The following is a 12,574-nucleotide window of genomic DNA, read 5'->3' on the forward strand; positions in this document are numbered from 1 at the left end:
TTGACAGTGGTGTGACAGTCATGGAACAAGCGAAATTCAAACTATTGTGGCGGGCTACCTGCTGAGTGCAAAGTGATGCAGTTGCGACCCGCATTTTTTGCGCGGTACAGTGCCTGATCTGCAGCGTCCACCAAGGTAACGAGATCCATGCCATTGCTCAAGGAATCTGCAATGCCGGCACTCAGGGTACTTTGCAGTATCTCGTTTTTCCAGGCGATTTGTAATTCGGCATACAACAGGCGCACACGTTCGGCCAACTGAGCTGCACCTTGTTCGCCAGTACCCATGAGTAAGACACAAAACTCTTCCCCGCCATAGCGTGCCAGGCAATCTTCACTGCGGACTATGGACTGCAGCAATGCTGCCAGACGGCGCAATACTTCATCGCCCGCCTGATGGCCATGCATGTCATTGATACGCTTGAAGTAATCCACGTCAATCATGATGACAGCCAGGGTTTCGCCAGTCCGCACAGCGCGCGCCAGCAAACGCCGGGATTCGTCCTCGAAGCTACGGCGGTTCAGCAGACCTGTCAGGCTGTCATGCGAGGCTTGCTCGCGCAGATCACTGACCAGGCGGAAGGTAATCAGCAATACCAGCGATAGCGAAATGGATAGTTGTGACAAACCGCCCAGCACCAGAAAGACAGGATTGATATCTCCCTGAGCAAACAGTTTTACCTGCTCGCCAGGCATACGTAAAAGATTCAGCGCCCTGAGCAGGCTCATCAAAGCGATAAATGAAAAAGAACCAGCCGCCAGCAGGTAGGCGGTTCTGAGTGGTTGTGCAGTTTTTACCATCAGGCTCAGGGCACATGCAAAAAACACTGTGCTGGCCACCAGGGAATTGGCAATCAGAAGCATCCTGAAGTCACCCTGTACCATACCTAGCCACAGACTTTGTATTGTCATTTGCAACCCTACCCAGGCAGGTATCCAGTATTGGCAGCGCTTGCCTTTGAATGCTTCTATGCCATTATAGAGAAGACCAAAACCGGAGCCTGCGAGAAATGGTGCGGCACCTATCGCCCAGAGTGGCCATTCCGGTGACATCTGGGTAGATGAAAAAATACCCAGGCACATGCAGAGATGCCCGACAGCCCACTGGCGCGCGCCCTTGATATTCGCAGCATGAAAGCTAATGAGTGCCATCATCCCGGCACCCAGCAGATTAATCCCGCTCCACATGAGCATGATGGTTCTGACATCAAGTTTCATGTCTGTGCCGCATCAGTGAAACGGCAATGATTCTTGTCAGGCAAATTCTCTCCGTGATATGAATAAGTAAGGCTGGGATGGTGAATGCTTAAAATATTACATCTCAGGCACAAGGGCAATGAAGGAAGCAAAAAAGCCGCGAATGTCGCGGCTTTTTGTGGGATTTTCTGACGTTGGACAGATTCTTCTGGATCTTGTTTACACGTTAAACAAGAAATTCAGCACATCCCCATCCTTGACCACGTATTCTTTGCCCTCAGCGCGCATCTTGCCTGCTTCCTTGGCACCGGATTCACCCTTGTATGTGATGTAGTCATCAAAGGCTATGGTTTGAGCGCGAATGAAGCCGCGTTCGAAGTCGGTGTGGATGACACCGGCTGCCTGCGGGGCTGTATCGCCAACGTGGATAGTCCAGGCGCGTACTTCCTTGACGCCGGCGGTGAAGTAGGTTTGCAGGCCCAGCAATTTGAAACCGGCGCGTATCAGGCGGTCGAGGCCAGGTTCTTGCATGCCCATGTCGGCCAGGAAGTCGGCTTTGTCGGCATCGTCGAGGTCGGCGATTTCAGATTCTATGGAAGCGCAAATTGCCACGATAGGGGCATTTTGTGAATTTGCATAGGCTGTCAGTTGATCCAGCAATGGGTTGTTGGTGAAGCCGCTGTCTGAGACGTTGGCAACATACATGGCTGGCTTGGCAGTGATCAGGCACAGTGGTTTGATGAGCAGCATTTCTTCTGCATCCAGACCCAGTGCACGCACAGGTTTGGCATCGTTCAGGGCAGGCATGATGCGTTCCAGCACGGTAACCAGTTTCAGTGCGTCTTTGTCGCCAGAACGGGCTTTCTTGTTTTCGCGATGAATGGCTTTTTCTACCGTGCCCATATCGGCCAGGGCCAGTTCTGTCTGAATAACTTCGATATCGTCCAGAGGGCTGACTTTGCCAGCCACATGGATCACGTTGTCATCTTCAAAGCAGCGCACGACGTTGACGATGGCGTCAGTTTCGCGGATGTGCGCGAGGAACTGGTTACCCAGGCCTTCACCTTTGGATGCACCAGCCACCAGGCCAGCGATATCAACAAACTCAACGATGGCGTTCTGGATACGCTCAGGCTTGACGATGTCAGCCAGTTGTTTCAGGCGTGGATCAGGTACCTCAACGACGCCCACGTTCGGCTCTATCGTGCAGAAAGGATAATTTTCTGCCGGTATGCCTGCTTTGGTCAGCGCATTGAACAGTGTGGATTTGCCGACGTTAGGCAGGCCGACGATGCCGCATTTGAGACTCATGATGTTTTGCCAGTTGGATTTGATTAACCCGCTATTTTACCGGAAAGCATGGCCTTCAGACTGATTCTGGCTACGATACTGGGAATAAAACCGGGAAATCTTGCTAATAATTCAGGCAGCGCGACAGAAGTGCGCAGTGTTCAAATCATTCATTAAATGATGTTCGCCTTATTTTGGGGCAGTTTTCTTTAAAAATACAGGTATGAAGTTTGCTTTGTGAATATTAATCCCAACAATTATTCAGGAGCAAGACATGGACAGACGTGGATTTATTGGCAGGGCAGTATTGACGGTGGGTAATCTTGCTGTGCTTTCCTATGCGATTGCGCAAGTCATCAGCTTGAATGAAGCGATCAATAAATCCGGTCGTCAGCGCATGTTGTCACAGCGTCTGGCCAAGGCTTATCTGCAACTGGGGCAGGGGATAGAGGTTGAGCAGTCGCGCAAGATACTAGATACCTCACTGGCGAGTTTTGACAGGCAACTGGCCGAACTGAAAACTTTTGCACCTACCAATGACAATAAGCAGTTGCTGTCTGAAATGGAAAAGAACTGGCTGGGATATAAAAAAGTCTTGCTGGAAAAACAGCCCAATCAGCAAGATGCCCGCCTCATCATGGTGCTCAATGAAGATGTCTTGAGCATCGCCCACAGGGCCACGGTGCAACTGGAAACCTATTCAGGCACGGCCATGGGCCAATTGGTGAATATCTCAGGCAGGCAGCGCATGCTCTCGCAAAGAATGGCCAAGTTTTACCAGGCCCAGCAATGGGGCGTGGCACCGCCGGATGTGATGCTCAAGCTGGAAGCCGCGCGTAAGGACTTTGTCGCCGGCATGACAACGTTGCAGGCAGCGCCATCGAATACCGTGCGCATACGCGAAGAACTGGCGCTGGCGCAACAACAATGGATGTTTTTTGATGATGCCTTGCGCAAGATCAGCGAACCCAAAAATGCCCGTCAATATGCCACCAATGTTGCCACTACCAGCGAGCGCATACTCAGTACCATGGATGGTATTACCGGCTTGTACCAGCAGCTTGCATGATCCTGCGCTGACTGAGTTTATGCAATAAGCCGGTCAGCATGATACCTGCAATAGTCAGGCCGAGTACCAGACCTATCCAGAAACCGCGCGCTGCCATAGGCTGTTCAGGGTGCCATGGCAGCCATGCCGGTGCCAGCCCCAGCAGGCAACCTATAGGCAGGGCAAAGCCATAGAACGCCATCAGATGGATCAACATCGGTGTGCGAGTGACTTTGTAGCCGCGTATGGCACAAGATGCGGTGACCTGCGCCGCATCAGATAACTGGAAGATAGCAGCATACAGCAGCAATTCAGATGCCATGGCCTGTACTGCCGGGTCAGAGGTATAGGCCGCCGCCACCAGGTCGCGGAAGATCATGATGCCCAGAGCCGATATGATGGCAAAGCTGGTTGACAATGCATAGCCTGTCCATGAGATAAAGCGCGCCCGTTCCGGGTCGCCTTCACCCAGGGTTTGCCCGACCCGCGTAGTCAGCGCTATCCCCAGGCTGAGTGGCACCATGAACACCAGTGATGAAAAATTCAGGGCGATCTGGTTGGCCGACACCGGCACCACACCAAAGCGGGCAATCAGCAAACCGACAGCACCAAAGGCGGAGACTTCAGCAAAATACGTGACACCTATCGGCAAGCCCAGGCGCAGGGTAGAGCGTATCTCTGCCCAGTTCGGTGCTTCGTAATGGCTGAAAGGAAAAGTCTCTTTGTAGGCTTCAGCACGTCGCATCCAGAATATCATTGCCCCAAGCATCAGCCACAGGCCCATGCCGGTGGCCATGGCACAGCCGGTAGAGCCCAGTTTGGGGAAACCCAGATGGCCATAAATAAACAGCCAGTTGATGATGATATTAAAAGCCAGTCCGCCCAGTGCAATCACCATCACAGGCTTGGTCTGGTTCAGGCTGGTGGTGTACCCGTACAAGGCGCGGTACATGGCAAAGGCTGGCATGCCCAGGCTGATGACATGTACAAACTCTGAAGCCTTGGCATTGATGGCAGGCTCCAGTTGCAGGTAATTGAAAACCAGCGTAGCGACATTCAACAACAGACAGCCAACCAGACCCACGCCCAGACCCAGCCATAAAGCCTGACGCACCATATGCGGCACGCGCGCATGATTTTCTGCACCGACTTCATGGGCAATCACGGTATTTACCGCCATCATGATACCCATCACGCTGACCAGGATAATCACCCAGACATTGGCCCCCAATGAAACTGCGGCAAGATCGTTTGCACTGAGGTGGCCGGTCATGGCAACGTCGGCCACACTCATGCCTACGGTGGCAAGTTGTCCTATCAAGACAGGCCAGGCAATGGTCCAGAGGGCGGCGGCTTCGGTACGGATACGGGTTTTCATGCAGGGCAAACAAAGAGGGATTGGATCAGCATCTTACCGTAGAATGCAATTTCCTTGCTTTTGTGCAGGTTCTAGTGCCTTAGCCACATTTCATTGAACGATACAAAACCAAATGGCGTCATCCTCACTCCTGCTACGTGCGGGGCAATACTGACTTGCTGGTTTTCATGCGACACCGGTATCAGCCAACCTTCCTTAACCAGGCGTTTCCCTATGCGTGCATAAGCCAGCATGCGGCGTTTGCTGTCGGCCAGTTCCTTGATTTTCATTAAGTCAGCGTCCATGGGTTTCAGTGCACTGGCAGGCATCCAGCGGCGGAAGACGCTGTCAGCAGCAAACCATTCATAGCAACCAAAATCCTGATCGTCATGCATGACTTCACGGGTCACGACCAGGTCGGTGTCTTTCATCCAGTCGCGTGCCAGTAATTGATCAAAGGGCAGACTGGTCCAGGTGACGATGAAGCCGCCTGCCTCCAGCCTTTGCTTGACGGCTTGCGCCAGGCTCAGCATTTCCTTGGTCTGGCCACTGACCATGCGTAATTTGCAGCCAGCTTTGAAAATGCTGCATTTTGGTTTTTTAGCGACGCGGTGCTTCCAGATGACCAGCAAGCCTGATGCCGGTTTTCTGCTGCGTTCATCAGGATCAAACAGGGTTTCCGGTGCCAGCCAGTCTGCCAGCGCCAGCCTTTGCTCTGCAGTTTTAAACAGGCTGCGTGCAGGATTGCAGATGATATAGGTGCAGCCTGATTCTGCGCCGATGATGGTTTGTTTTTTTGTGCAGTCTTCATTGGCGTGGCCAAACTGCAAATCAAATCCTGATGGGCCGGATGGTGGTGGCAACATCCACAAATCGATTTCATCGAGCAATGGGCGCTCACGATAATAATCCTTGAAGGCCTGCAAGGTCAGCTGATAGGTATTGTTGCGTATGATGCGGAAGGCACCACTGCCTATCGGGAAGCGTTCAAAGTCGGCAGCCCGCTGGCGTGGCACGATCGATGAATTGGCCGTGGCCAGGCAATGCGGCCACAAATGATCGGGGTGCTCCAGATAAAAGCTCACGCGCTGACTAGGGCCAGTTTCTATATGCTGCAAGTGACGATACAGGCGTTGGTAAATTGCCGACTCATCGCGCAGACGTAAAAAACTGGCTTTCACATCTTCCACACCCAGTTCAGCGCCATCATGAAAACTCAGGCCGGGGCGCAACCAGAAGTGCCAGACCGTGCAGTTTTTCTCGCTTTCCCAATGGTGGGCGATAGCCGGACGCAAGGCTTTTTGCTCATGATCAAAGGTCGTCAGGCGTGAAAAAATCTGGCGCACCAGATGTGCTTCCAGACGGCCATGAACCTTTAAAGGGTCCAGGCTTTCTACGCTGCGAAACAGGGGCATGCGCAAGCTGCGGCAGGCACTGTCCGGCATGCCGAGATAATCAGGCAGGCGCGTTGCCAGTTGCTGGCGCTGGTGGTCATCCAGACTGGCAAAAGCCTGCTCCAGATCACCGCGTGCGAGAAATTGCGAGAGGTGATCAAGCGCCAGACTATCCGGGGTTTGCAAAAGCTCAAGCTGCGAATGATTGCCTCGTCCGCGTCCGGCTTGCCAGTCCAGCCAGCCACGTTGCTGCATTTTCGCCAACAGGTTGCGCATATTGCGTTCACTGCAATGCATGGCCAATGCAAGAGCTGGCAAGCCTGGCTGTTGCTCATGATGCTGGAGGAAGGCGTGCAGTTTGCGGTATTGATCGAGCAGTTTCATGGTGGATAGTCTATGCGCTTATCGAGACGATAAAAGAGGAAAAATTTTTTTAAATTATATCCATTTTTCCTTTCTGCTTTTTTTACCATACTGTCAGACATCAGCCCCCGCCCGTTTTTGAATGTACAAAAAAGGAAGATGATGTCCCGCTTTCCCGTTACCGTGATACGGCTTTTATTCAGTTCCTTTGTCTTTGTCATGGGGCGTGCTGTCGCCCTGCCTTTCATGGCACTGTATCTGCATGAGCACCTCGGCATTAACCAGCAAACCATAGGCTGGGTTCTGGGAGGCAGCATTTTCTCTTCTACCCTGTTCAGTCTGTATGCAGGCTACCTTGCAGATCGCCTCAGCAAGAATTTTCTGATGAAACTGGCGGGTGTGGTGGTTGCTGTTTGTACTGCTTCATTGACGATAGCGCCAAATGCCTGGACAGCTTTGCTGGCCCTGATGTGCATAGAGTCAGCGCTGACCTTGCGCGGCATTTCGCTGAAGGCAACGCTGGCAGATTTATTGCCACCTGAGCAAAGACCAAAAGCATTCTCTCTCAACTATACGCTGATCAATGTGGCGTTTGCCCTTGGTCCGGTTCTGGGAGCATGGTTGTTTGCCATCAAGGTCTCTGGCCCATTGTGGCTGGCTGCAGGTTTCTCGTTGTTGGCATCGCAGGTGCTGGGAAAACCTGCCACTGCAGTCAAAGCGACTTCAGAAACCAAATCCAGTCCTGCCGGTTTCAATGCAACCATGCGTGTACTCAGAAGCGACCGCCGCCTGATTTTGTTCACCATGGGCAGTGTGTTGACTTCTTTCGTGTTTGGCCGTTTTGTTTCCGGCTATTTGTCGCAATACCTGATGATCAGTCAGGGTACGCAGGCGACTGCGCAATTGCTGCCATTCATTCTCATCACCAATGCGGTGATCGTAGTGGTCTTGCAATATCCTGTTGGCAAACTCATGCAGCAGAAATACCTGTTCCGCTGGGTCAGTCTGGGTGCCACTTTGTATGCTGTGGGTTTGCTGGGCTTCATGCATGCCAGCAGCGCGATGAGCTGGGTGCTGGCAACCCTGGTCTTCACAGTAGGAGAGGTCATAGTCATTCCCTGTGAATACATGTTCATCGATATGATCGCACCTGCAGACAAGCGTGGCAGTTATTATGGGGCGCAGAGCCTGGCCATGTTTGGTGCTGCACTTAATCCCGTGATCTGTGGTTTCCTGCTGGCGCATTTCCAGAGTGATGTCATGTTCTTGGTATTGATCTCGGCAGCCATGCTGGGCGTACTCCTGTATTTTGCCGGTAGTCGCAGCAAGCCTGCAGAGGAGTGTATGCAAGTACCTGAACCCTTGGAAACTTGCAAGCCACAGACCTGCCTTTCGGTGTTGGCTGCGAGCAAAAAGCTTGCTGGTAACCGTGTGAAGAATTTGTTTCCTCTATCTTGAATTCCTTCTTCGAATTCCTGCATTGAACTCTTGCCCTGACACTATTCTGAACTTCAGCATATCTAAAGAAGGCTGCCCATAGAGGGTAGCCTTTTTGTCATTCCTGTGCTGTTTCGGCACATCTGCATTGATTTTTAATCTCCCTTGACATTTTCATGCATGCGCACTAAAGTGATATCACTTTGATTTCAAAGTGCCATCTATCAGGAGAAAGTATGAGTACTACCTCAGTGTCAGCGACTGGTAAAAAATTAATACAAGAACGTTCACTTACGTCGCTGGACGGTTATTTCATGATTGTTGTGGGTTTGCTGTTTGTCGCAGGCGGTGCCTATAGTTTTATTGACCTGGTCGGTGCAGGTCAGCCAAGTGTGCCAGCGGTATTGGCGCGTCTGGCGATTGTTGTTGTGGGTATTTTCATACTCACCGGCTTGTATATGCTGCAGCCGAATGAAGCTGCTTTATTGTCGCTGTTTGGGCAATACAAGGGTACAGACCGCAGCGAAGGCTTGCGTTGGGTGAATCCTTTTTATTCCAAACGCAAGCTTAGCCTGCGTGCCCGCACTTTGAACACGGCACCGCTGAAAGTGAATGACAAGCGTGGTAATCCTGTAGAAATTGGTGCCGCCATCATCTGGCGTGTGCAGGATACGGCACTGGCGATTTACAATGTCGATGATTTTGAACGGTTTGTGAATATTCAGTCTGAAGCAGCGATACGCCACCTGGCAACACAGTATGCCTATGACGATGGCGAGGACCTGGCTGAAGGCGAGACAACCCTGCGGGCAGGCATGGATGTGGTGGCCGGTGCCATGCGTGACGAATTGCACAAGCGCTTTACGGCTGCCGGTATTGATGTAGAAGACGCCAAGCTCACGCACCTGGCCTATGCAGCAGAAATTGCCCAGGTCATGTTGCGCCGTCAACAGGCAGAAGCTATTATCAGCGCCCGCAAGAAAATCGTGCACGGTGCGGTCAGCATGGTGGAAGCGGCTTTGCAAGGCTTGTCAGAGCGCAAGATATGCGAACTTGATGATGAAAGAAAGGCTGCCATGGTCAGTAATTTGCTGGTGGTGCTGTGTTCAGATAAGGAAACCCAGCCCGTCATCAATACCGGCACTTTGTACAATTGATTACGTAGCGAGATAAGACGATGGAACATCCAGTCTATGTGGAAAAACAGTGGTTCAGATTCTTGTGGATATTCATGCCGTTGTTGACATTGTTTTCCATGGGCACGCAGATCATGGCTGGCCTGCCACTGGCTACCTGGGCCATGCTGGGTGCCCCCATTATCAATGCTCTGGTATTGCTGATGCTGGGTTGCCTGACCATACGCATAGATGCCAGCCATCTGACCTGGAGTTTTGGCTGGCTGGGATGGCCAGTCTGGAAAGTGGCGCTGGCTGATATCCAGTTTGCAGAACGCACAAATACTGCTTTTCTTGAGGGGCTGGGTATTAAAAAAACATCGCAAGGCATGTTGTATAACGCCACTGGTAATCTGGCAGTACGCCTGGGCCTGCGCAATGGGAAGACCCTGCGCCTGGGTACGCAAGATCCACAGCGCCTGCTCAGTTATATCACTCCACGTTTGAATGCCAGATAATGGCCAGTCCAGGAAAAAAATCCTTCCCTCTGCGTATCGATCCCCTGTTGTGGAACGAGATCGAACGCATGGCCGCGCAAGAGCTGCGCAGTGCCAATGCCCAGGTTGAATACTTGCTCAGGCAGGCATTGAAGCAGCAAGGGCGGCATGTGCCTTCATCCAAAACAATGGCAGATGCTGCAAACGAAGACGACAGTCAGGCTGACGATTGATTTGACTGAACTCATTTGACTGATTTGTAGCGCAGCAGCAGCCAGGCAAAAAGCCCGCTATACTGGCTTCACTTATGAATTACCTCGCCCACATTTACCTGGCCCAGCATAGTGATCACGCCATGCTGGGGGCTCTGCTCGGTGACTTTGTCAAACTGAAAGACACCGTACTTTATCACCCTGACATCCAGGCAGATATCCAGATACACAGGCTGGTGGATAGTTATACCGATAGCCACCCTGTCGTTTTACAGGCGAAAGCTTTATTCCAGGATAAGCACCGCCGTTATTCGGGCATTTTGCTGGATATTTTTTATGATCATGTTCTGAGTCAGCATTGGCCGCGGCATAGTCCGGCTCCTCGCCAGGAATTGATAGCGCGTTTTTATACAGCCCTGCAAGAACAATCAAAAATAGTCTTGCCAGAAAACCTGCAGGCAGCCTTGCCGCGCATGGTCAGCCAGGACTGGCTGGGGTCTTATCATGAATTTGATGGCGTAAGAATTGCAGTAGAACGCACTTCGCAAAGGCTTTCAAAAAATGGTGATTTGTTACGCGCAGGCCTGGATGATCTGCAAAGTAATTATGCGGCTTTATCAGAGGGATTTCAGGAGTTCTTTCCAGAACTCATACAGTATGTTGCTGAACAACGCAGGCAAATATCAAGCTAGCCAACTCAAAAATTCAGAGCCTGCACCAGATCAAGATTTGGCTTATCGACAAACGTCGCAAAGTCGTCACGCATGCGTCCGCTTTCGCTGATTGCCAGCTTCCAGTTCTGGATACGGAAATCATGGTTCGTGCCGTAATAAAAAAAATCTTTTCTATCCGGCAGTTTGCCGCGTGTCAGCGTCTTCAGGAAAGACGGTGAGGGTGACACCATGATCACATTGTCCAGCCATTGACGATTGGTTCCCATGCCTGCCCTGCGCCATGGCAGGGGCTTATCCAGCCAGCCAGGCACGATATGGTCGGTAAAGTGCGGGTACAGCACCAGGTCGCCATCCTTGCTGCCTGCCACGCGTGAATAGGGCAGGGCCAGGTGGTAATCGATGATGCCGCCATCCCAGTAAGTGCCCGCCGGCGTATGCGGGATATGCGAGACTGGTTCCATGATCAGCGGCAGGGTGCCGGAAGCCAGCAGAGACCAGCCCAGGTTATCTGTTTGCAGCGGGCAAAAGTGGGTATCAAAACCATCGAATTTGGCTTTCAGCCAGAACAGTGGATCACGCGTATCGCCGACAATCACACGGTCCATATGTCTGGCCAGACGCGAGCGCGAAGCCAGGTTGGCAAACGTCGCTGCCACAAAACCGACCTTGGCCTTGTGCACAGATTTAGGCGCTGCCAACAAGCCACGCCCGCGTACTGCCAGCAAATGCAGTCTGTGCAGAGGCTGGTTGACGACTTCTGCTTCATGTCCACCGATGAAATCATGCAAGAGATTCTGTATCTCCCGCGTTACATATTGAGCAGAAGGTTTTTCAGGGTAACGCTGTTCGCAATACAAATCACCCAGGCGCTGGAAAGCCGCCACCGGGTCAGCGTGGCTGGCTGCCGCCATGCGCCAGGCACCGATAGAGGCACCGATCAGCGTGCGTTCACGCGGTGCAGTTGGCAGCCATTCACCAAATATCCATTGATCCAAAGCCTGCAATATCAAACCCTTGGGGCCGCCTGCCGCTGCCGGGATGATGGCCACATCCTGCGCACGCAAACCATGTTCCCGCAGATGGGCGTAAGCTTTGCGACCGGCATGGATTTGTATGGCTGAACTCATTTTGTCGTATGTAGTTGCATCATCGCTTCAGGGAATTTACCTTCAACCAATAAGGGTAGCACAGCCAGGCTATTGGCGATGGCTTCGTCTATCGGCCCCTGTTCTTCCTTGCGTGGCCTGTGCAAGACAAAGTCCGCTACGCCCTGTGTCAAATTCAGGCTGCGCGGGTGGCCTATGCCTATGCGCAAACGCCAGTAATCCTGGGTACCCAGCGCAGCGGTAATATCTTTGAGACCATTGTGTCCGCCAGATGATCCACCCAGTTTGAGCTTGGCAATGCCAGGCATGATATCCAGTTCATCATGCACGACCAGCACCTGGTCAGGCGTGATCTTGTAGAAGCGGCAGATTGCTCCAACCGATTGCCCGGACCGGTTCATGAAGGTTTGCGGCTCCAACAGCCATACTTCCTGATTGGCGATGCGGGTCTTGCCCACCAACGCATTAAAATTCTTGTCCCTTTGCAGGCTGACTGGTAATTGATCTACCAGCCAGAAACCGGCATTGTGGCGTGTTTGTTCATATTCAGGGCCGGGGTTACCCAGGCCGACGATCAGGCGTATGGTCATTGCTAAGCTGGTATCTTGTTGTTATTGCAGGACTGATGTCCTGTGGAATGGGGGTTATTATAACTAAGCTGAATGTGCTAAGGCGAAAGCGGGGTTGTGACAATAGGTTTTGATGGGGTTTTACAGATATGTCAGACGCTCAATCCCGAGCAATCTCATTAGCGTCATTCCACCGGGCTGGCGCTCCAGCGGTGTGCGTGGCATATCGTAAAGCGTATTAACTTCAGATTCTTATTGTTTTACGTACCTGTTTTTCAAATACGCTTACACGTCATTTAGGATTGCCGGTCGGGGT

At 52.1% G+C, this 12,574-nt stretch carries 12 protein-coding genes; 6 read left to right on the forward strand and 6 right to left on the reverse strand.

The window, feature by feature from the left end; genetic code table 11:
* Positions 1 to 41 precede the first annotated feature (41 nt).
* The gene (locus tag AC3WQT_RS15405; RefSeq protein ID WP_492704873.1) at positions 42 to 1,217 is read right to left on the reverse strand and encodes a GGDEF domain-containing protein; all 1,176 of its coding nucleotides are present in this window, start codon (positions 1,215 to 1,217) and stop codon (positions 42 to 44) included.
* Positions 1,218 to 1,415: 198 nt separating this feature from the next.
* Positions 1,416 to 2,507 (reverse strand): redox-regulated ATPase YchF, encoded by a 1,092-nt coding sequence (ychF, locus tag AC3WQT_RS15410; protein ID WP_492704875.1) that lies wholly within the window; start codon positions 2,505 to 2,507, stop codon positions 1,416 to 1,418.
* A 253-nt stretch (positions 2,508 to 2,760) separates the two neighbouring features.
* Here ychF and AC3WQT_RS15415 point away from each other — a divergent pair, with 253 nt between their 5' ends.
* Positions 2,761 to 3,555, forward strand: a complete 795-nt coding sequence (locus tag AC3WQT_RS15415) for a type IV pili methyl-accepting chemotaxis transducer N-terminal domain-containing protein (protein ID WP_492704877.1) — start codon at positions 2,761 to 2,763, stop codon at positions 3,553 to 3,555.
* On the opposite strand, the gene AC3WQT_RS15420 is transcribed toward AC3WQT_RS15415, so the two are convergent.
* Positions 3,527 to 4,912, reverse strand: a complete 1,386-nt coding sequence (locus AC3WQT_RS15420) for an MATE family efflux transporter (RefSeq protein ID WP_492704879.1) — start codon at positions 4,910 to 4,912, stop codon at positions 3,527 to 3,529. The genes AC3WQT_RS15415 and AC3WQT_RS15420 overlap by 29 nt on opposite strands.
* Positions 4,913 to 4,983: 71 nt before the next feature.
* A complete protein-coding gene (locus tag AC3WQT_RS15425; RefSeq protein WP_492704881.1) occupies positions 4,984 to 6,669 on the reverse strand; it encodes an SgrR family transcriptional regulator in 1,686 nt (561 codons plus the stop codon).
* A 138-nt stretch (positions 6,670 to 6,807) separates the two neighbouring features.
* Between AC3WQT_RS15425 and AC3WQT_RS15430 the strand changes: the two genes are divergently transcribed.
* The 5 genes from AC3WQT_RS15430 to AC3WQT_RS15450 all read left to right on the forward strand — a co-directional run bounded on the left by AC3WQT_RS15430 (position 6,808) and on the right by AC3WQT_RS15450 (position 10,601).
* Positions 6,808 to 8,106 (forward strand): MFS transporter, encoded by a 1,299-nt coding sequence (locus AC3WQT_RS15430; protein ID WP_492704883.1) that lies wholly within the window; start codon positions 6,808 to 6,810, stop codon positions 8,104 to 8,106.
* Positions 8,107 to 8,321: 215 nt separating this feature from the next.
* Positions 8,322 to 9,242 (forward strand): SPFH domain-containing protein, encoded by a 921-nt coding sequence (locus AC3WQT_RS15435; RefSeq protein ID WP_492704885.1) that lies wholly within the window; start codon positions 8,322 to 8,324, stop codon positions 9,240 to 9,242.
* A 20-nt stretch (positions 9,243 to 9,262) separates the two neighbouring features.
* A complete protein-coding gene (locus AC3WQT_RS15440; protein WP_492704887.1) occupies positions 9,263 to 9,718 on the forward strand; it encodes a hypothetical protein in 456 nt (151 codons plus the stop codon).
* The gene (locus AC3WQT_RS15445) at positions 9,718 to 9,930 is read left to right on the forward strand and encodes a type II toxin-antitoxin system antitoxin (protein WP_492704889.1); all 213 of its coding nucleotides are present in this window, start codon (positions 9,718 to 9,720) and stop codon (positions 9,928 to 9,930) included. The genes AC3WQT_RS15440 and AC3WQT_RS15445 overlap by 1 nt, the downstream gene beginning before the upstream one ends.
* Before the next feature lie 74 nt (positions 9,931 to 10,004).
* Positions 10,005 to 10,601 (forward strand): acyl carrier protein phosphodiesterase, encoded by a 597-nt coding sequence (locus AC3WQT_RS15450; RefSeq protein ID WP_492704891.1) that lies wholly within the window; start codon positions 10,005 to 10,007, stop codon positions 10,599 to 10,601.
* Between the two features lie 5 nt (positions 10,602 to 10,606).
* Here the strand turns inward: AC3WQT_RS15450 and AC3WQT_RS15455 are convergent, their stop codons facing one another.
* A complete protein-coding gene (locus tag AC3WQT_RS15455) occupies positions 10,607 to 11,710 on the reverse strand; it encodes a patatin-like phospholipase family protein (protein ID WP_492704893.1) in 1,104 nt (367 codons plus the stop codon).
* On the reverse strand, positions 11,707 to 12,279 hold the full coding sequence (gene pth, locus AC3WQT_RS15460; RefSeq protein ID WP_492704895.1) for an aminoacyl-tRNA hydrolase: 573 nt from the start codon (positions 12,277 to 12,279) through the stop codon (positions 11,707 to 11,709). The genes AC3WQT_RS15455 and pth overlap by 4 nt, the downstream gene beginning before the upstream one ends.
* Positions 12,280 to 12,574 lie beyond the last annotated feature (295 nt).

Source organism: Undibacterium sp. FW305-107 (assembly GCF_058788535.1).